The sequence below is a fragment of the Aequorivita sp. IT1282 genome, from assembly GCF_058068205.1.
On record NZ_JBYRHR010000002.1, the window covers coordinates 43,512 to 62,928 of the forward strand.

Here is a 19,417-nt window from a genome sequence, read left to right on the forward strand (position 1 = left end):
TCTTTAAAATTTTAATGTTCTAACCAACTTTGGTAATACGTTCCATCTGAAAGTTTCAAACCATCCTCAGTTACCTGTAACGGTTTAAATGTATCTACCATAACGGCAAGTTCTTCTGTTTTCGTTTTTCCAATACTTCGCTCTGCGGCTCCTGGGTGCGGCCCGTGTGGAATTCCCGCCGGGTGAAGCGTTATTTGTCCAGCTTCAATATCATTCCTACTCATAAAATCACCATCTACATAATACAACACCTCATCACTATCAATATTGCTATGATTATACGGCGCAGGAATACTTAGCGGGTGATAATCATAGAGACGTGGCACAAAACTACATACTACAAACGCATCTGTTTCAAAAGTTTGGTGCACTGGCGGTGGTTGGTGAATGCGGCCTGTAATTGGTTCAAAATCGTGAATTGATAAAGCATACGGAAAATTATAACCGTCATAACCTACTACATCAAAAGGATGTGTAGCGTAAACCATTTCAAAAATATCATCCTGCTTTTTCACTTTTACTAGAAACTCCCCTTTTTCGTTATGGTGCTCAAGTTCTTGTGGTCTGCGAATGTCTCGCTCGCAATAAGGTGAATGCTCTAAAAGCTGCCCAAACCAGTTTCTATATCGTTTTGGAGTGTAAATGGGACGTCGAGATTCCACGATAAATAATCGATTGTCTTCCGTATCAAAATCTATTTGATAGATAATTCCGCGGGGAATAATTAAATAATCGCCGTATTTAAAATCGAGATTGCCTAAAAAAGTTCGCAGTTTTCCGCTGCCTTTGTGGATGAAAATCAATTCATCAGCATCGGTGTTTTTATAAAAATAATCTTTTTGCGATTCTTGCGGCGCGGCAAGTATTATGCTGCAATCGCTATTGGTGAGTACCGTTTTACGGCTGTTGAGATAATCTTTTTCAGGTTTTATGTCGAAACCCTTTAACCGAAGCGATTCCATATTATTGGTGCGCGCAATCTTAGGGGCAACGTTGTATTGTTTCTTAATTTCCTTTACTTGTGTAGGGCGATATTCATGATAAATATTGCTGTACATGCCATCGAAACCTACAGTCCCGAAAAGCTGTTCGGAATAAAGGCTCCCATCAGGTTTCCGAAATTGGGTATGGCGTTTAGGCGGTATTTTGCCCAGTTTGTGATAGAAAGGCATCTTTTTAAGTTAATGGGTTATTGAGTTATTGTGTTCATTAATTTATCGCAAAATATGAATTTGTGATTAAAGTTTTTCCTAATATCTTAGCAACCAAACCACTTAATAACTCTTCTCTACAAATATCGGAAAAATATACTATTTAGTTTAATAAGAAAAAACAAAAACCTGTTTCAACTATTATTGAAAATTTAAAAATTTATTAATGAAAACGAAATATTGATTATTGACCTGATAATCAATAACGTATTTCATAAAATGAAAGATGAAAATGTTAAAGTTTTGGCAATGTCGTTTTTTTTTTTTTGTCTTTGATAAACTATTAACCGTAAAACCATATTTTTATGAAAAAATTATTTTTAACGGCGTCTATTTGCTTATTTATGGCAGTATCCGCTAATGCTTCAACAAACTTAACTGGCAACATAGACGAAAGTTCACTAATTGTTAATTGTTTTGGTGAATGGACCGCTGCATATAACGGTGCTCTTGAAGCTGGTTTTTCTACTGAAACAGCATTAGAGATTGCTAGAAGAGTATTTGAGCAATGTGCTTTCGGTAATAATTATTAAACTTTAAATTTCCCTAAATCTTATTTTAAGATTTAGGGAATAACAATTTTAACATGAAGAATTTACTATACTTTACTTTTTTAATATTTACTCTTACTACTTACGCACAATCAAATAATAAATTTGTTGTTCATTATTCTACTACATCATCTTGGAATTCTGAGAACATAAATGCAGAAAACAAGCCAAGCTCGCAAGCATTGTATTTTGCTGAACAATTGAAAAAGGATATTGAAAGCATGGAGTATGAGCTACGCGTAGATGGGACCAAGAGTGAGTTTTCTATGATTAACAAACTAAATGCCCCAGGCAAAAGAGAAAACTATGTTGCCGCAGTTGAAAAAAATGAGCGTTTTTACATCGATGCTGGCGAGTATATTAACCAAAAAGAATTTCAAGGGGATGAATTTCTTATAACAGCTCCCTCTAATCAAATACAATGGACATTAAAAAATGAAAAAAAACAAATTTTGGGCTTTGAATGTTTAAAAGCAGAATACATATCTACAGAACATGGTAAATCATTAAAGGTTGTAGCTTGGTATGCTCCCAAGTTACCCTTCCAATTTGGACCAAAAGGCTATCATGGTTTGCCGGGATTAATATTGCAACTTGTCCAAAATAATAAAATAATATATACTGCAGATTCAATTATGGAAGATGCAAATGTATGGGTTCTCAAGCCTACAACGGGGAAAAAAATTACTCTTGAAAAATTTAATACACTTGTTGATGCTACTGCAACTGAAATGGAAGCATCTAGAAAAAATTAATTTTGAAAATTCAAATATTGTTTTTTTAGTCCTGTTTTTAACAGGATTTTTTTCGTTACAGGCTCAGGAAGTTTCTTTACAAGGCAAACTACATGATAGCCTGCAAAAGCCTTTAGAATATGCTAATGTGCTTGCTATACCCAAGAGTCCTAAAGAAAATATTGTTTTTTCTATTAGCGACAACAAAGGCCATTACAAGTTGTATCTTAAAAAAAACATCTTATATACAATAGAAATAAGTTATTTAGGTTTTCAAAAAATCAGTTCAGACATAACCCTAATCGAAAACACCACGAGAGATTTTGTGCTGCAGCCAAGCAATGAAAACCTCGAAGAAGTAATTTTAAAACAACGACTGGCTGTTAATGCAAGAAAAGACACCATAACGTATCGGACTGATGTGTTTGTCACGGGCGAAGAGCGGAAACTGCGGGAAATACTAAAGAAACTACCAGGGGTTGAGGTGGATCGTGATGGCAATGTAAAAGTAAACGGAAAAAAGGTGGATAAGTTTTTAGTAGAGGGTAAACCATTTTTTACAGGCGATACTAAACTAGGTGTAAACAACATCCCTGCAGATGCTGTTGATGAAGTTGAGGTATTAGAAAATTACAGTGAAATTGCATTTTTAAAAGATTTAAGCGACAGCGATGTAATGGCTATGAACATAAAATTAAAAGCGGGGAAGAAAAAATTTATCTTTGGCGACATAGAGATCGGAGGCGGTGTTGAAGAAAAATATCTATTGCACCCAAGCCTCTTTTATTACAGTCCAAAAACCAATATAAATTTTATTGGAGATATCAATAACACTGGCAAAAAAAGTTTCACCCTTAACGATTACATCAATTTCCAAGGCGGATTTACAAAATTAATAGATAATCCCACAGGCTATCAAAATTTATTGAGCAGCAATTTTACAAAATACCTCTCAAATAACGATTTTGTACATAACCGAAATACTTTTGGTGCGTTTTCACTTTCACAACAAATATCTGCAACAACTTCAGTAAATGCCTATAGTATTATTAATGCTAGCAATACTGAGACTGAAGTTAAAAACAACAATACTTATTTGTTGGAAAATATAGTTACAAATATTGAAGGTAGGAGTATTAAAACAAAGACAGACAATTTATTTACACTAAGTAAAATCACTACTAAATATGTTCCTAATACTGATGAAGACTTAACTTATGAGTTGGTTATAAAAAGTACGGACGGTACAACAAATGAGCGTTTGAAATCTTTCAGTTTCTTAGATAGTAATTTTGTAGTATCCAGATTAAATCCTACTTCTTTTGAATTGAACCAAAATTTAGGGTATAGTAAACGATTTTCATATAATCATACCACAACCTTAAACGCAAATTTAAACGTTTCTTCAAATAAAAATAGTACAGTTTGGCAGTTTTCAGACACAATATTTAATGGAATTGTTCCATTGCAAGGCGAAAGACCTTTTTTACTATCACAAAAAATAGACTCCAGAATTTATGATGCTTCTTTCGCCATTAAGCATTATTGGGTGCTCAACAATTTTAACCACATATATCCAATAGTCGGCTACAATTTTTCAAAACAGAAATACGATACAAGAGATGAGCAATTAATTAGTGAAGGAACATATAGTTTTGCAAATTCCGGTTTCAACAATGAAACAGAACTTCTGCTAAACGATTCTTATATTGGGTTTCAATATAAATTTAAAACAGGAGATTTTATTTTTAAACCCGGATTGGTGTATCATTATTATTATTGGAAAGTTTATCAAGACTCAATTCCCCAAGTATCAAAATATAAAACACAACTATTGCCAGAAATGAAAATAGATTGGGAGCTTAAAAGCAGTGAAAAGGTAAACTTTAAATACAATTTAGATTCCCGCTTCAATGATGTTTCATTTTTTTCAAACAGATTACGCATGCAGGATTTTAATACACTTTACAAAGGAAATACCAATATTGAAAATGAATTGGCGCATCGTGTTTCGTTGTCCTATTATAAATTCAGTCTGCTCCGTGGTCTTTTTATGAATGCAAATATTAATTATACCAAAAAAGTAAAAACTATCCAAAACACAACGATCTTAGATGGAATCGACCAAATAAATACTACATTTTATTCAGATTTGCCCGAAAATAGATTTGTAGTGAATGCCTCCTTTTCAAAAAAAATTAAGAAAATTAAATATACGTTTGCAGCTAATGCTTCGTTTTCGGACTACTCTAGAAACGTAAATAATTCACTAACAAAATATAAAAGCAGTAACTATAATTATACTATAAAAGCAGAGTCCTATTTTAAGGAATTCCCAAATATAGAGGTTGGTTTACGTCAAGGATTCAGTAATTTTTCTTCGGCAACAATAGAAAGTAACTTTATTCAAACTGACCCCTATTTAAATCTAGAATATGACTTTTTAGATGGGTTTATTCTAAAAACAGATTACTCTTTTTCACAGTATAAAAACAGAACCAATACTACAAAAAATAATTTTCAATTAGGAAATGCCTCATTATTTTATAACAGAGAAGATAGCCCTTGGGGCTTTGAAGTTGAAGCAACCAATCTATTTGATGTAAAATTAAAGAATGAAAATACTTTCAGCAAGTTTATTATAACTGACACCCAAATATTTATTCAGCCAAGAACGATAATCTTCAAGCTTTCTTATAAATACTAAAACCGATACCCCAACGCAACATACCACTCGCTGCGATCCAATTCTGGCGAATAGGAATATTTAACTTCCATTGGCCCCAAGATTGTTTCTAAACCGTAGCCCAAAGAATAACCCGAATAATCTACCCCGTTAATCCATTCACCAGTTTCAAAAAGGTCGTTGCCAATATTGGCAATGTTCGCAGAAATATTGATGTGATTTTTTCTAACTATTTCATAATCAAAAGTCAGAGTAGATTTAAGATAAGTATTCCCTCGTAGCGAAATAGCTTCGTAACCCATAAAAGGAATAATGTTATTCATTTCTTTAAAACCGTAACCTCCCAAAGCAAAATCGAGCGTTGTGGTTTCGGGACCACCCAATTTAAAACCTCCCTCGCCAGTTATATGTGCCGAAAATGCATTGAAAAAGGTATGAGCATATCCTATTTTTGCCTTCGCTACAGAGAAAGGCTGAAACTCTTTATTGCGGCCTTGCGCCAAAAGATACCAATGAAAATCGCCCGAAAAATAGGCGCCAGATTTTGGAAAGAAACTATTGTCGTACGTATCGTACTTCAAATACCCTAAAGCACTGTAATAATTGGTGCTCTCAAAAACGGTGCGCGGCAAATTCTGATCGTCTGTCCCGATTGTTTCAGATAGATAACGAAGGTATTTATGCTCTCCTCCTAAACCAAAAGTAAAAGTTCTGCGGAAGAGCGTTTCAAAATAAAGCTGATTAGTAAAATCACTATACTTTATAGAAAGTTTGTTAATTGGTATGGTTAAGTCATCGTTCAAATCTGCATCAATAAAACTGAGTGGCACATCCGTTTCAACAAAGTGATATTTAGAATTGAAACCCACGCTCCAATAAAAACCTTTGTCTATATAATACTCAAAATTATAGCGCAAATTGTCGCCCGCAATTAAATCTAACGAAGCAATATCGTTATTGGTAAATAGTCGTTTTCGGGTAATATTAACCAAAGCAGACGTTTTAAATAAATCGTCATAATGCGCTCCAAAACGCAGCATCAGGGACGAGTTACTTTCACGTAATTGTAATAATAGGGTGTTTTGGTTATTATCGTCTTCAAAGAATCTGTAATTAATATCTTGAAAATTTCCGGTGGCAGATAAGTTATTTATGCCTTCGCCAAAATCTTTAAAACTAACCTTATCTGGGGTACGAAGCTTAAGTTTACCCAAAACATAACTTCGGCTATATTTTTCATTTCCTTCAATTCTCACTTCTTTTATAAAAACCGAATCTTGAGTTTCAAACTTCATTTCGCTTTTTTTGAATGGAAGTTGTTGTGCGGCAATTTGGCTAAGTTCTTCTCGGTACGAATTTGCAGCAGTTACGCCCGACTCAACAATTTTTTGTCCTTCGTTAAAAGAAACCACCGAAAAATCCTTAATATTTGGATGAATGTAAACGTCGGTTTTTCCACGTTTGTCAATCATATCGTTAATTGTGCGAAAATTATTTATCTGCACCAAAACATCAAAAGCAGATTTTAATTTTTGGCGTGCTTTTAGACTGTCCTGCACATCTATGCCAATAATGATATCCATTCCCTTGGCACGTACTTCGTTTACAGGATAGTTATTCACAACTCCGCCATCTATTAGCACTTTTCCATCTATAATTACCGGACTAAAAAGGGATGGTAATGCGCCACTGGCAATAACTGCACGCGGCAGATAGCCTCGATCTAAAATTACTTCTTTCCCTGTTTCAACATTAGTGGCAACACAGAAAAACGGAATTGGCAACTCGCTGAAATCTGAAACAGTACTTACATGACTGGTTAATTTTGACAGCAAATTATATACATTCTGCCCCTTGGAAAGTCCAGACGGAAAACCAATTTTAAAACCATCAAAAGGAAGCACCAATGCATATTTTTCAGACTCTTTTTTTTCGTAAAAAGTTTTTGCGCTTCGCGGAATATTGTCCTGTATTAATTGGCTAAAATTCGTTTGCCTAAAAATACTGTCTAACTGGTTTGCAGAATATCCAGCCGCATATAGTGCCCCTATAATTGCGCCCATACTTGTACCGCCAATGTAATCTATGCGTACTCCCGATTCCTCTATAACTTTCAATGCTCCAATGTGTGCCAAACCTTTAGCGCCACCACCACTCAGTACAAGACCTACTTTTAAATCCTTCTGATTTTCTTGCGAAAAAGAAAAGGTTGAAATTAAAATTAATACTATATAAAGTATTTGTTTCATCTATTGTACTTCTTTGAATCTTGGATTATTAAAAAGCTTCATTATTCATTATTAAAATGTTCCAGCAACTTATTTGCTCTGCTGGCGCCCACAACTTTTGAAAGCTCTTCAAAATTGGCTTCAGCAATTCGTTTTGTGCTTTTAAAATGTTTCAACAACTCCACTACTGTTTTTTCGCCAATGCCGGGAATGGTTTCTAACTCCGTATTCAGTGCCTGTTTGCTGCGCTTACTTCTGTGAAAGGTAATTCCAAAACGGTGCGCCTCGTTTCGCAATTGCTGTATTATTTTTAAAGTTTCACTCTTTTTGTCTAAATATAGCGGAATGGGATCGTCGGGGTAAAACAATTCTTCCAAGCGTTTTGCAATTCCAACTATGGCAATTTTTCCGCGTAAACCCAACTTGTCTAAACTTTTTAAAGAAGAAGAAAGCTGCCCCTTCCCTCCATCAATGATGATTAGTTGCGGCAATGGTTGCTCCTCTTCCAGCAATCTTTTATAACGGCGATATACAACTTCTTCCATCGAAGCAAAATCATCTGCCCCTACAACCGTTTTTATATTGAATTTACGATAATCCTTTTTACTCGGTTTTCCATTTTTAAAAACCACACAAGCAGCAACGGGATTTGTACCCTGAATATTACTATTATCAAAACACTCTATATGTCGTGGTTCTTCGCTTAACCTTAAATCTTTTTTCATCTGCGCCATAATGCGCTTTTCGTGACGGTCCGGATCTACAATTTTAGCCTGCTTAAAACGATCCATTCTGAAGTATTTTGCATTCCGTTCAGAAAGGTCGAGGATTGCTTTTTTATCACCCAGCTTTGGCACGTGTACTTTCATGTCTTCACCCAGTTCTACTTCAAAAGGTACATAAATTTCATTTGAAAGTGAATTGAAACGTTGTCGCAATTCTATAATGGCAAGCTGAAGCAACTCTTCGTCGGTTTCATCAAGCTTCTTTTTTATTTCCAAAGTATGCGACCTAATAATCGCGCCGTGCGAAAGCTGAAGAAAATTTACATACCCATAACTCTCATCTGAAATTATGGTGAACACATCTACATTATTAATCTTCGGGTTTACAACCGTAGATTTTGACTGATAATTCTCCAAAACATCAATCTTTTCCTTTACGCGCTGCGCCTCTTCAAATTTTAAATCGGCCGCCAATTCCTTCATCTGACTTTTGAATTTATAAAGCGAATCCTTAAAATTTCCTTTTACAATATTACGGATGGCTTCAATATTTTCGTGATATTCTTTTTCAGAATAAAAGCCTTCGCAAGGGCCCAAACAGTTTCCCAAATGGAACTCCAAACACACTTTATATCTATCTGTCCTAATTTTTTCTTCGCAAAGATCGTAGTTGCAAGTACGCAGCGGATAAAGCCCTTTTATTAAATCGAGCAGCGTGTGCACGGTTTTCATACTCGTGTACGGCCCGTAATATTCGCTTCCGTCTTTTATCATTCGCCGTGTTGGGAAAACACGTGGAAATCGTTCGTTTTTAATGCAAATCCACGGATACGTTTTATCGTCTTTCAGCAGCACATTATAGCGTGGCTGATAGTTTTTTATCAAATTGTTTTCCAACAAAAGTGCATCGGTTTCGGTTTTTACTACGATGTGCTTTATGGTTTCAATTTTTTTTACGAGCATGCGGGTTTTGCCATTCTCCTGCGTTTTGTTGAAGTAAGACGCTACCCTTTTTTTTAGATTTTTTGCCTTGCCCACATACAGCAATTTCCCATCTTTATCGTAGTATTGATAAACACCGGGCGAATCGGGAAGTGTTGAAATTTGAAGAGTTACCGAAGCATTGGCCATAGCCTCAAAGATACTTGTTTGAAAATTTTATATGAAGGGTTTTTCGAAGCTATATGTTAATAATGGATTAAAGTTTTTAAGTGCTTCAATGCCTCTTTCTCTTTTTAGTTAAATTGCACCATCAATAATCATCTATGAACATTGCCATTCTTTCCCGTGGGGAAGCATTATATTCCACAAAAAGTCTTTTAAGTGCTGGCGAAGCGCGCAACCATACTATGGAAGTTTTAGACCCTTCCTATTGCAATCTTGCCGTAGAAAATGGAAAAGCGGCGCTCTATTTTCAAAATGAAAAAGTAGAAGATATTCACGCAATTATTCCAAGAATTGGCGCTTCAAACACCTATTTTGGAAGCAATGTTGTGCGTCATTTTGAGGCGATGGGCGTTTTTACTGTGGTTACTTCTGAAGGAATTATAAATAGTCGCGATAAATGGATGTCGTTCCAAATATTAGCGAAACACCAAATTCCAGTGCCACGTACGATGTATGCTTCATTTTTTGAATTTGAAGAGCAGCTAAAAACCTTCAACGGCAAACCAATAATAATAAAGCTTTTGGAAGGCACGCACGGCGAAGGAGTGATTCTTTCCGAAAGTCCGCAGAATGCCTTGGCAACGATTGAAACTTTGAATGCAGCGGGTGTAAAATTTATTCTTCAGGAATATATTGAAGAAGCAAATGGCGCAGATGTACGTGCAATTGTAGTTGATGGCGTTGTGGTTGCGGCAATGAAACGCAAATGTAAAATTGGAGATTTCCGCAGTAATTTGCATCGCGGCGGTTCTTCAGAAATAATAGAACTTTCTTCCGCAGAGGAAAAAATAGCTATAAAAGCTGCAAAAGCAATGGGTCTCGGATTTTGTGGCGTAGATATTCTGCAATCTAAAAATGGGCCATTAGTTTTAGAAATTAACAGCACACCAGGCTTGGAAGGTATTGAAAATACTTCTGGAAAAAATGTTTCAAAAAGTGTAATTGGATTCATCGAACGCAACAAGTAGCTACGCGATGCATCGCGTATCCATATTATATTGCGTACCCTCCCAATTGAATTTATTTGTTTTTAGAAATTTGTCTTTTGGAATTTTTATTAATTATCTTGCATTAATAAAATCCCCATTACATTGATTAGAAACATTGGCAGAATAGACAAAGCAGATTTTCCATCTCTAAATTTGTTCGATATTGAAGTAAAAATTGATACGGGCGCCTATACTTCTTCAATTCATTGCAAAAACATGAAAGTTGAAGATAGTTATCTGAAATGCAATTTTTTAGATGAAGAACACCCAAGTTATCACGAAAAAGAAATCGTATTTGACGAATATGATGTTAAGGTAGTTAAAAGTAGCAACGGCCAATCTGAAACCAGATACAGAATTAAAACTGAAATACTGCTTTTTGGAAAGTTGCAACCTATTTATTTAACATTGAGCGACCGAGAAGAAATGCGTTTTCCTGTACTTTTAGGACGAAATTTTTTAAGTAAGAAATATATAGTAGATATTAACAAAACCAACCTTTCCTTTAAACTAAAAACCAAAAAATGAAAATTAGAATATTATCGGCGAATGCAAACCTATACTCCACTCAACGTCTTGTTGAGGCGGCAAAAGCAAGAAAACACGACGTGGAGATAATTAACCACGCCAAGTGTGATATTGTAATTGAGAAGAAAAATCCGGTAATAATATATAAAGGTCAAAGGTTAGACCACACAGATGCAATTATTCCAAGAATTGGAGCATCTGTAACATTTTATGGTACGGCCGTAGTGCGACAGTTTGAAATGTTGCGCGTTTTTACAACTACAGAATCGCAAGCATTAGTACGTTCGCGCGACAAATTAAGAAGTTTACAGATTCTTTCTCGCGCTGGTTTAGGATTACCGAAAACCGTTTTCACCAATTATTCTAAAAACGTAAAGGAAATTGTAGACCAAGCTGGTGGCGCGCCTGTAATTATTAAATTGTTAGAAGGTACTCAAGGCATCGGCGTAATTTTAGTTGAAAGTAGAAAAGCGGCAGAATCGGTTATTGAAGCTTTCAACAATTTGCAGGCTCGTGTTATTGTTCAGGAATTTATAAAAGAAGCTGGAGGCGCAGATATTCGTGCATTTATAGTGGATGGACAGGTTGTTGGCGCAATGAAGCGACAAGGAAAAGAAGGTGAATTTAGAAGTAATTTGCACCGCGGAGGAACGGCTTCAGTAATAAAACTTACCGATGAAGAAGAAACCGCAGCACTTAAAGCTGCAAAAGCAATGGGGCTTGGAATTGCTGGAGTCGATATGCTTCAATCTGCACGTGGACCACTTATTTTAGAAGTAAATTCTTCTCCAGGTTTGGAAGGAATTGAACAGGCTACCGGAAAAGACATTGCAAACTCCATTATAAAATACATTGAACGGAACGTATAAAAATGGCGAAAAAGGACGAACGCGATATAGTAATATTAAACGAGCACGTAGCACTTGGCGAAAGCAAAACAATTGATTTCAGCATTGCTAAGCTTTACACTTCAACGAAAGTTGAAATTCCAATTATTATTGAGCGTTCCAAAATACCAGGGCCAACGGTTTTAATTACCGCCGCCATTCACGGCGACGAAATAAACGGCGTTGAAATTGTACGTCAGCTAATAGCTCGAAAACTAAACAAACCAAAACGCGGCACCATTATATGTATCCCGATTCTCAACGTATTCGGATTTTTAAATGGCGACCGTTCCTTTCCGGATGGGCGCGACCTCAATAGAGTTTTTCCGGGCACTAAATCGGGTTCATTAGCGAGCCGAGTAGCGTATCATTTTACTAAAAAAGTATTGCCGCATGCAGATTATTGTTTGGATTTTCACACAGGTGGAGCCAGCCGTTTTAACGCTGCGCAAATTCGGATAAAACCTGGTGATGACAGACTTCTCGAGTTGGCGAAGGCTTTTAATGCTCCGTTTACTGTGTATTCAAACACACTTGAAAAATCATATAGAAATACCTGTTATAAAATGGGCATTCCAACACTTCTTTTTGAAGGCGGAAAAAGTCGTGAAAGCAACAAACATATTGCAAAAGAAGGCGTTGATGGTATTTTGCGTTTTCTAGAACATTTGGATATGTTGGGTAAAAGAATTGTTGCTCCAGAACCAAATGCGAAAACTGTAATTATTGAAAAAAGTAAATGGATACGCGCTTACCGAAGCGGTTTGCTACACGTAAAAATAGAGTGTAACAAACACGTAGAAAAAGGCGAGTTTTTAGCTACAATTACAGATCCATACGGTAAAATGCGCTTCAAGGTTACTTCACCAAATGAAGGCTACATTATTAATGTAAACCAATCGCCCATTGTAAATCAAGGTGACGCTATTTTTCATATTTCCACTATAAATACCGTGAATACGGATGATGAAGAAATGGAAGATTGACGCCCCCTAGCCCCCAAAGGGGGAATTATAAATTCAATTATTTTCCTGCAAGGTGTCATTGCGAGGCACGAAGCAATCTCCTTGTAGGTCTTTCTAAAAACTATGGCGAACAAAGCTACTTTACGTAAAAAATATAAAAAACTTCGTGAAAATATTTCGGAAGATGCTATAGAAGAAATGAGCCTGCAGATTGCAAATCAGGCTTTAAAGCTTCCTATTTGGCAACAAACCTACTACCATATTTTTCTTCCTATTTCTGATAAAAAAGAAGTGAATACCGAGTATTTAATGCACATTCTACAAGGAAAAGATAAGAGTATTGTTGTTTCAAAAGCAGATTTTAAGTCTGGCGAAATGCAAAATATTTTATTGCAAGAAAACACAATTATAAAAACCTCATCGTATGGCATTCCCGAGCCAGTTTCTGGAATTGAAATCGCCCCAGAAATAATTGAAGTTGTCTTCGTTCCATTACTTGCTTATGATGTAAAAGGGCATCGTGTGGGTTATGGAAAAGGATTTTACGACCGATTTTTAGCAAAATGCACTTCCAAAACATTATTTGTTGGACTTTCATTCTTTGACGCAGAGCCAACAATTTTTAGTGATTCAAATGATGTTCCTTTGGATTTTTGTGTTACACCGAATGCGATCATCGATTTTAAAAAATAAGAAGTTATCTTTAGCGATCAAAACAGCCAATAAAAGAACAATAAACCATGGAATCTTCAAATAATCAACCACTGGGCAATCCTCCAGAAAACTATCTCATTTTTGCAATTATGATGACTATATTTTGCTGCTGGCCAGTTGGAATCTTTGCCATTATAAAAGCCACGAAAGTAAGAGAATTGTGGGCCTTAGGCGATGTGGCCGGAGCTCAGAAAGCTTCGGAAGACGCTAAAAAACTAACTATTTGGGGAGCTGTAGGCGCGTTCGTTTTAATCGTAATTCCCGTAATAATATTATTCGCAATGGGTGCCTTCGCAACTTTGATGGATGGGTAAACTCTATAAAATAGCACTAATAGCTTCTTTGGCTGTAGGCTTTATAATCGTTTATTATTTTTTCAATCCGTCTACAAACTTATTTATTCCGTGCCCTCTTTATTATGTAACTGGCTTTTACTGCCCAGGCTGCGGCTCACAACGGGCTATTCATTTATTGTTGCATGGGAACGTAATTGGAGCTTTTAGGTTCAATCCATTAATGGTACTAACCTTGCCAATTTTACTTTATGGATTGGGAATAACGATTACCAATTGGATCTTTGGCACCAGCTACAGATTTATGCTTTTTTACAGCAAACTGTTTATTTTCGGGTATTTCGGATTAGCGATTCTTTATTGGGTACTTAGAAACTTGCCTTTTTATCCTTTCAACTTACTTGCTCCTACAAGCTAAAACTATTCTGAAATTTCTTTCTTCGGAAATGCTTTTTTATTGAAAAGAAGTAATAAAATAACACCAACACTGATAGAAGAATCTGCAATGTTGAAAACTGGATCGAAGAAGGTAAAATACTCCCCACCCCAAAAAGGAACCCAGTTTGGCAATGTCCCACCGTATAGCGGAAAGTAAAGCATATCTACTACTTTTCCATGAAACAAGGTGCCGTATCCACCAGCTTCTGGAAATAAAGTAGCAACTTGATGATGGCTATCATTAAATATGATACTGTAAAAAACAGAGTCGATAATATTTCCTAAAGCGCCTGCAAAAATCAATGCTACGCAAAAAATCAGGATTCCAGGCATGTTTTTTCGAACCGAATCCCACAGCCAATATCCAATACCGCCAATTGCCACAATTCTAAAAAGTGTTAAGAAAAGTTTGCCGTATTCACCCGGAATTTTTGCGCCCCAAGCCATCCCTTCATTTTCAACAAAAAGGATTCGAAACCAACTAAACACAGGTATTTCGTCGCCTAAAGCGAAGTGTGTTTTAATATAAAATTTTGAAATCTGATCTATTAATAGAATCAGCACAATAATGATGGAAGCTTTTTTTAGGCTCATATTTTTATATACTTTTCTCCTCTACAAATACTATTTTGAAAAGAGAAGATACTCCTTCACTTAAGCTTCGGAGTGTGAGGCTCTCCTTCGCCGAGGCTTTTAAGAGCGCTGCAAAAATAGCAATATTATTTGGTTTGCAGCAGCATAATATTGCCATTGATACTTTCTGCTTTCACGATAAATTTACCGCTGTTTTTAAGTAGATTTTCAACCTTTCCATTTTCCGAAATGGCAGTACCTAAAACATTAGTAGCAGCTTGAACCATAATGTTACCATTCACTGTTTTTATATGAGCATTTCCCCTAAAATTTTTAGAAGCACAGTTTCCGTTGTATAGAAAAACAGCGAGGTTGGCCAATGGCCCGATAGTTTCTAAAGATGCAAGTTTTGATTTAACTTCAATTGAAATTGTATTCGGAACAAGTATTTCCATTTCAACAGCTATTATTTTATGCGCAGCTAGTTTATCATTCTGAAAAGAAAAAAAAGGCAGCAATCCTGTTTTCAATGAAAGTTTCCCTTCTGTAAAATTTTCTTCTATAATAATAGCTTCAGAATTTTCCCCAGAAATATGAACCTTCAACTTGATAGATTCTCTTTCAGTAGCTGTAATTTTTATATTGAAAATAGCGTCATCTTCAATAAAAAGTGAATGAAGTCCTGCGGCAGAAAATTCCTTTTCAATAACTTTTTGGGCCACGCAGCAAAGGTTTCCGAAGAACAAAAAAGTTAATATGAAAAAGAAATAGCGCATAGTTATAATCACAAGTGTAAAGCTATCGGCATTCGCAAAATAGCCAGAATATTCAATAAAAAAGCCCCGAAAAATTTCGAGGCTTTTAATTCCATATCCATCGTTTCCCGTTGCGGGAAGTTATGCTGGGTATTACTTCTGTAAATTCTTAGCCTCAATACTTAAAGTGGCGTGAGGCACTAATTTTAAACGCTCCTTATTGATTAATTTACCAGTTACGCGGCAAACACCATAGGTTTTGTTTTCTATTCGAACCAAGGCATTTTTAAGGTCGCGGATAAATTTTTCTTGACGAATGGCAAGTTGCGAATTTGCTTCTTTGCTCATTACTTCGCTGCCTTCATCAAAAGCTTTAAAAGTAGGCGAAGTATCGTCTGTACCGTTATTACTGTCGTTTTTATACGAACTTTGGATCAACTCCAATTGCTCTGTTGCCTTTTTTATTTTTTCGTTTAAAAGTGCTTTAAATTCTTCCAACTCGGCATCTGAATATCTGGTTCTTTCTGTTTCTGTCATGATCTAGTGTTTTTTAATGCTTAGCAGTGTTACAATATCATCAAATGCAATTTCTGTTCCTTGTTCAATATTTGACTGAAACTGTAAAACCTCGGTTAATGTTTCTTCTTTTATGTACTGTAGGTTTTGGCTAACCGCTACCTCTAGTGCATCGTTATTTTGAATTGTTACTTCAATTCGGTTTGTGACTTCAAAACCGCTGTCTTTACGCAGATTTTGAATTCTATTTACCAACTCTCGGGCAATCCCTTCATTTCTTAATTCCGGAGTTATTGTAACATCTAGTGCCACTGTAACTCCGTTAGCGTTTGCAACCAACCAACCCTCAATATCCTGAGAACTTATGATAACGTCTGCAAGCGCCAAAGTAGTACTTTTTTGATTAATAAAAACTGATATTTCCCCGTCTTTTTCTAAAGTTGCTATTTGTTGTTGATCAAAGTCTGAAATGGCTGCTGCCACTGCTTTCATGTCTTTTCCAAAACGTGGTCCTAAAGCTTTAAAATCTGGTTTTATTTGTTTTACCAGCATTCCAGACCCTTCATCTATCAATTCTATTTCCTTTACGTTTACTTCGCTTTTTATTAAATCTGAAACCGCTAAAATTTCTTCTTTTGCAGCATCTTCCAAAACTGGAATCATTATTTTTTGAAGCGGTTGACGCACTTTTATTTTCTCTCTTTGACGTAACGAAAGCACTAACGATGAAATGGTCTGTGCTTTCTGCATTTTATGCTCTAACTTTTTGTTGATGAAAGAACTGTCTGCTTTTGGGAAATCTGTTAAATGCACTGATTCCTTTCCGCCTGTTTTCGTTGCTATCGTTAAATCTTTATAGAGTCTATCCATAAAGAACGGAGCCACGGGAGCGCCTAATTTTGCAACGGTTTCCAAACAAGTGTATAGTGTTTGGTAAGCCGAAATTTTATCGTCGTTATAACTTCCTTTCCAATATCTTCTTCTGCTTAAGCGAACAAACCAGTTGCTTAAATTTTCCTGAACAAATTCCGAAATAGCACGCGTTGCCTTCGTAGGCTCATAGTCTGCGTAATATTCATCTACTTTTTGGATAAGGGAGTGTAATTCTGAAAGTATCCAACGGTCGATCTCTGGACGTTGTTCCAACGGAAGATCTTTTTCAAGATACTGAAAATTATCGAGATTGGCATAAAGACTGAAAAAGCTATATGTATTATAAAGAGTTCCGAAGAATTTATTACGCACTTCAGAAATACCATCTTGATCAAATTTTAAATTGTCCCAAGGATTGGCATTGCTTATCATATACCATCTCGTTGCATCCGGGCCATAAACATCTAAGGTTTCAAAAGGATCTACAGCATTGCCTAGACGCTTGCTCATTTTCTGACCGTTTTTATCTAAAACAAGTCCATTTGAAACTACGTTTTTATAAGCAACATCGTCAAAAATCATGGTTGCAATTGCGTGCAGTGTATAAAACCAACCTCGCGTTTGATCTACACCTTCGGCAATAAAATCTGCTTTTCTCCAAGTATCTTCAACCTTTTCTTTGTTTTCAAAAGGGTAATGCCACTGTGCATACGGCATACTTCCACTGTCAAACCAAACATCTATCAAATCTGCTTCTCGCTTCATTGGTTTTCCGCTTGCTGAAATAAGTGTTATTCCATCTACTATATTTTTGTGAAGATCGACCGTTGCATAGTTTTTATCTGAAAAATCGCCAGGTTTAAAACTTTCAAAAATATCTTTCTCCATCAATCCAGCTGAAATAGCTTTCTGCATTTCGGCTTTTAATTCTTCAATAGAACCAACGATTATTTCTTCTTTTCCGTCTTCGGTTCTCCAAATTGGCAACGGAATACCCCAATAGCGCGAACGCGAAAGATTCCAATCGTTAGCATTTGCAAGCCAGTTTCCAAAACGACCTTCACCAGTTGCTTTCGGCTTCCAGTTAATTCCTTTGTTAAGCTCGAACATTCTATCGCGGAATTCAGTAACTTTTATAAACCACGAATCCATTGGATAATATAAAATTGGCTTATCTGTACGCCAGCAATTTGGGTAGCTGTGAACGTATTTTTCTACTTTGAAGGCTTTGTTTTCAGTCTTCATTTTTATTGCGAGTTCAACATCTACAGATTTTTCTGGAACTTCGGAATCTTCGTAGTATTCGTTTTTTACGTATTTACCAGCAAGTTCCTTCATTTCTGGACGGAACTTTCCTTGTAAATCCACAAGCGGAACTAAGTTGTCATTTTCGTCTTTTACTAGCAATGGCGGTATTTCCGGCACTGCTTCCTTCGCAACTTTGGCATCATCTGCACCAAAAGTTGGCGCGGTGTGAACTATTCCTGTTCCATCTTCAATAGTAACAAAATCGCCAGCAATTATTCTGAAAGCATTTTCAGGATTGTCATGAGGTTTTGCATAATCTAGCAGCTGTTCATAACGAATGCCTAATAAATCGGCACCTTTAAATTCCTTCGCAATAAAATATGGAATCATTTTGTCGCCTTGTGTAAAAGCTTCTAAAGATTCCTCATTTGGTTTTTCTTCGTATTTACTTGCAAATTGACTCGCAACCAAGTTTTTCGCCAACACAACATTTATGGGCTGAAAAGTATATTGGTTAAAAGTTTTCACCAAAACATAATCAATCTTAGCGCCAACCGTTAAGGCTGTGTTGCTAGGAAGCGTCCAAGGCGTAGTGGTCCAAGCAAGGAACCAAATATTGTTTGATTCTTCTGCTAAGAAATCTGGCAATGTTTCTGCCATTGCTTTAAACTGCGCAACTACAGTTGTATCTGTAACATCTTGATAGGTTCCCGGCTGGTTAAGCTCGTGCGAACTCAAGCCTGTTCCCGCTTTCGGAGAATATGGCTGAATTGTATATCCTTTATAAATTAAATTTTTATTGTATATCTCTTTAAGCAGCCACCATACGGTTTCCATATATTTTGGCTCGTAGGTAATGTAAGGATCGCTCATATCTACCCAATAGCCGTAGCTTTCAGTAACTTTGTTCCATACATCTGTGTAGCGCATTACCGCTTTTTTACAAGCCGCATTGTATTCTTCAACAGAAATCTTTTTGCCGATGTCTTCTTTGGTAATGCCCAACTCTTTTTCGACACCAAGTTCAATAGGTAAACCGTGCGTATCCCATCCTGCTTTTCTATCCACTTTAAAACCTTTTTGGGTTTTGTAACGACAGAAAATATCTTTAATGGCGCGCGCCATTACGTGGTGAATACCAGGAAGCCCGTTTGCAGATGGAGGGCCTTCAAAAAACACAAACGGCTCCGCACCCTCGCGAATGGAAATACTCTTTTCAAAAATATTTTCTTCTTTCCAGAAATTGAGTATTTCTTCTGCCATTTTAGGGAGGTCAAGCCCTTTGTATTCTTTAAAATTCTTGCTCATAATGTGGGTATTGCAATAAAGTGTGCAA

The 19,417-nt window shown here is 36.3% G+C and carries 17 protein-coding genes; 10 read left to right on the plus strand and 7 right to left on the minus strand.

What is annotated here, in order from left to right; genetic code table 11:
• Positions 1 to 11: 11 nt before the first annotated feature.
• Positions 12 to 1,172, minus strand: coding sequence for a homogentisate 1,2-dioxygenase (locus AC3RVG_RS04065; protein ID WP_489690167.1), 1,161 nt, complete (start codon positions 1,170 to 1,172; stop codon positions 12 to 14).
• Positions 1,173 to 1,516: 344 nt separating this feature from the next.
• Between AC3RVG_RS04065 and AC3RVG_RS04070 the strand changes: the two genes are divergently transcribed.
• Genes AC3RVG_RS04070 through AC3RVG_RS04080 form a run of 3 tightly spaced genes read left to right on the plus strand, consistent with a single transcriptional unit; the run spans position 1,517 to position 5,203 of the window.
• A complete protein-coding gene (locus AC3RVG_RS04070) occupies positions 1,517 to 1,744 on the plus strand; it encodes a hypothetical protein (protein WP_489690168.1) in 228 nt (75 codons plus the stop codon).
• Positions 1,745 to 1,797: 53 nt separating this feature from the next.
• Positions 1,798 to 2,517, plus strand: a complete 720-nt coding sequence (locus AC3RVG_RS04075) for a GLPGLI family protein (RefSeq protein WP_489690169.1) — start codon at positions 1,798 to 1,800, stop codon at positions 2,515 to 2,517.
• On the plus strand, positions 2,453 to 5,203 hold the full coding sequence (locus tag AC3RVG_RS04080; protein ID WP_489690170.1) for a carboxypeptidase-like regulatory domain-containing protein: 2,751 nt from the start codon (positions 2,453 to 2,455) through the stop codon (positions 5,201 to 5,203). Before AC3RVG_RS04075 ends, AC3RVG_RS04080 begins: the two co-directional genes overlap by 65 nt.
• Here AC3RVG_RS04080 and AC3RVG_RS04085 read toward each other — a convergent pair.
• On the minus strand, positions 5,200 to 7,431 hold the full coding sequence (locus AC3RVG_RS04085) for a patatin-like phospholipase family protein (protein ID WP_489690171.1): 2,232 nt from the start codon (positions 7,429 to 7,431) through the stop codon (positions 5,200 to 5,202). The genes AC3RVG_RS04080 and AC3RVG_RS04085 overlap by 4 nt on opposite strands.
• A gap of 41 nt (positions 7,432 to 7,472) precedes the next feature.
• On the minus strand, positions 7,473 to 9,266 hold the full coding sequence (uvrC, locus tag AC3RVG_RS04090) for an excinuclease ABC subunit UvrC (protein WP_489690172.1): 1,794 nt from the start codon (positions 9,264 to 9,266) through the stop codon (positions 7,473 to 7,475).
• A gap of 134 nt (positions 9,267 to 9,400) precedes the next feature.
• Here uvrC and AC3RVG_RS04095 point away from each other — a divergent pair, with 134 nt between their 5' ends.
• The 7 genes from AC3RVG_RS04095 to AC3RVG_RS04125 all read left to right on the plus strand — a co-directional run bounded on the left by AC3RVG_RS04095 (position 9,401) and on the right by AC3RVG_RS04125 (position 14,096).
• On the plus strand, positions 9,401 to 10,270 hold the full coding sequence (locus tag AC3RVG_RS04095) for an ATP-grasp domain-containing protein (protein ID WP_489690173.1): 870 nt from the start codon (positions 9,401 to 9,403) through the stop codon (positions 10,268 to 10,270).
• Between the two features lie 123 nt (positions 10,271 to 10,393).
• Positions 10,394 to 10,819: an ATP-dependent zinc protease family protein gene (locus tag AC3RVG_RS04100; protein WP_489690174.1), complete on the plus strand. Its 426-nt coding sequence runs from the start codon at positions 10,394 to 10,396 to the stop codon at positions 10,817 to 10,819.
• The gene (gene rimK, locus AC3RVG_RS04105) at positions 10,816 to 11,688 is read left to right on the plus strand and encodes a 30S ribosomal protein S6--L-glutamate ligase (protein WP_489690175.1); all 873 of its coding nucleotides are present in this window, start codon (positions 10,816 to 10,818) and stop codon (positions 11,686 to 11,688) included. Before AC3RVG_RS04100 ends, rimK begins: the two co-directional genes overlap by 4 nt.
• Positions 11,689 to 11,690: 2 nt before the next feature.
• On the plus strand, positions 11,691 to 12,692 hold the full coding sequence (locus AC3RVG_RS04110; protein ID WP_489690176.1) for a succinylglutamate desuccinylase/aspartoacylase family protein: 1,002 nt from the start codon (positions 11,691 to 11,693) through the stop codon (positions 12,690 to 12,692).
• A gap of 102 nt (positions 12,693 to 12,794) precedes the next feature.
• A complete protein-coding gene (locus AC3RVG_RS04115; RefSeq protein ID WP_489690177.1) occupies positions 12,795 to 13,364 on the plus strand; it encodes a 5-formyltetrahydrofolate cyclo-ligase in 570 nt (189 codons plus the stop codon).
• Between the two features lie 47 nt (positions 13,365 to 13,411).
• Complete coding sequence (locus AC3RVG_RS04120; RefSeq protein ID WP_489690178.1) at positions 13,412 to 13,699, plus strand: CD225/dispanin family protein; 288 nt, start codon at positions 13,412 to 13,414, stop codon at positions 13,697 to 13,699.
• Positions 13,692 to 14,096 carry a DUF2752 domain-containing protein gene (locus AC3RVG_RS04125; RefSeq protein WP_489690179.1) on the plus strand — a complete coding sequence of 135 codons (405 nt, stop codon included), beginning with the start codon at positions 13,692 to 13,694 and terminating at the stop codon, positions 14,094 to 14,096. The genes AC3RVG_RS04120 and AC3RVG_RS04125 overlap by 8 nt, the downstream gene beginning before the upstream one ends.
• A 2-nt stretch (positions 14,097 to 14,098) precedes the next feature.
• Here the strand turns inward: AC3RVG_RS04125 and AC3RVG_RS04130 are convergent, their stop codons facing one another.
• From AC3RVG_RS04130 to ileS, 4 genes are all read right to left on the minus strand, one after another.
• Positions 14,099 to 14,710 (minus strand): lipoprotein signal peptidase, encoded by a 612-nt coding sequence (locus tag AC3RVG_RS04130; RefSeq protein ID WP_489690180.1) that lies wholly within the window; start codon positions 14,708 to 14,710, stop codon positions 14,099 to 14,101.
• Between the two features lie 125 nt (positions 14,711 to 14,835).
• Positions 14,836 to 15,411: a hypothetical protein gene (locus AC3RVG_RS04135; protein WP_489690181.1), complete on the minus strand. Its 576-nt coding sequence runs from the start codon at positions 15,409 to 15,411 to the stop codon at positions 14,836 to 14,838.
• A gap of 186 nt (positions 15,412 to 15,597) precedes the next feature.
• Positions 15,598 to 15,981, minus strand: a complete 384-nt coding sequence (locus AC3RVG_RS04140; RefSeq protein WP_111843283.1) for a TraR/DksA family transcriptional regulator — start codon at positions 15,979 to 15,981, stop codon at positions 15,598 to 15,600.
• Positions 15,982 to 15,984: 3 nt separating this feature from the next.
• Complete coding sequence (gene ileS, locus AC3RVG_RS04145) at positions 15,985 to 19,389, minus strand: isoleucine--tRNA ligase (protein ID WP_489690182.1); 3,405 nt, start codon at positions 19,387 to 19,389, stop codon at positions 15,985 to 15,987.
• Positions 19,390 to 19,417: the final 28 nt, after the last annotated feature.

Coding starts and splice junctions, on each gene's coding strand:
- AC3RVG_RS04065 (WP_489690167.1), bottom strand. CDS start 1,172: ATGCCTTTCTATCACAAACTGGGCAAAATACCGCCTAAACGCCATACC.
- AC3RVG_RS04070 (WP_489690168.1), top strand. CDS start 1,517: ATGAAAAAATTATTTTTAACGGCGTCTATTTGCTTATTTATGGCAGTA.
- AC3RVG_RS04075 (WP_489690169.1), top strand. CDS start 1,798: ATGAAGAATTTACTATACTTTACTTTTTTAATATTTACTCTTACTACT.
- AC3RVG_RS04085 (WP_489690171.1), bottom strand. CDS start 7,431: ATGAAACAAATACTTTATATAGTATTAATTTTAATTTCAACCTTTTCT.
- uvrC (WP_489690172.1), bottom strand. CDS start 9,266: ATGGCCAATGCTTCGGTAACTCTTCAAATTTCAACACTTCCCGATTCG.
- AC3RVG_RS04095 (WP_489690173.1), top strand. CDS start 9,401: ATGAACATTGCCATTCTTTCCCGTGGGGAAGCATTATATTCCACAAAA.
- rimK (WP_489690175.1), top strand. CDS start 10,816: ATGAAAATTAGAATATTATCGGCGAATGCAAACCTATACTCCACTCAA.
- AC3RVG_RS04110 (WP_489690176.1), top strand. CDS start 11,691: ATGGCGAAAAAGGACGAACGCGATATAGTAATATTAAACGAGCACGTA.
- AC3RVG_RS04115 (WP_489690177.1), top strand. CDS start 12,795: ATGGCGAACAAAGCTACTTTACGTAAAAAATATAAAAAACTTCGTGAA.
- AC3RVG_RS04120 (WP_489690178.1), top strand. CDS start 13,412: ATGGAATCTTCAAATAATCAACCACTGGGCAATCCTCCAGAAAACTAT.
- AC3RVG_RS04125 (WP_489690179.1), top strand. CDS start 13,692: ATGGGTAAACTCTATAAAATAGCACTAATAGCTTCTTTGGCTGTAGGC.
- AC3RVG_RS04130 (WP_489690180.1), bottom strand. CDS start 14,710: ATGAGCCTAAAAAAAGCTTCCATCATTATTGTGCTGATTCTATTAATA.
- AC3RVG_RS04140 (WP_111843283.1), bottom strand. CDS start 15,981: ATGACAGAAACAGAAAGAACCAGATATTCAGATGCCGAGTTGGAAGAA.
- ileS (WP_489690182.1), bottom strand. CDS start 19,389: ATGAGCAAGAATTTTAAAGAATACAAAGGGCTTGACCTCCCTAAAATG.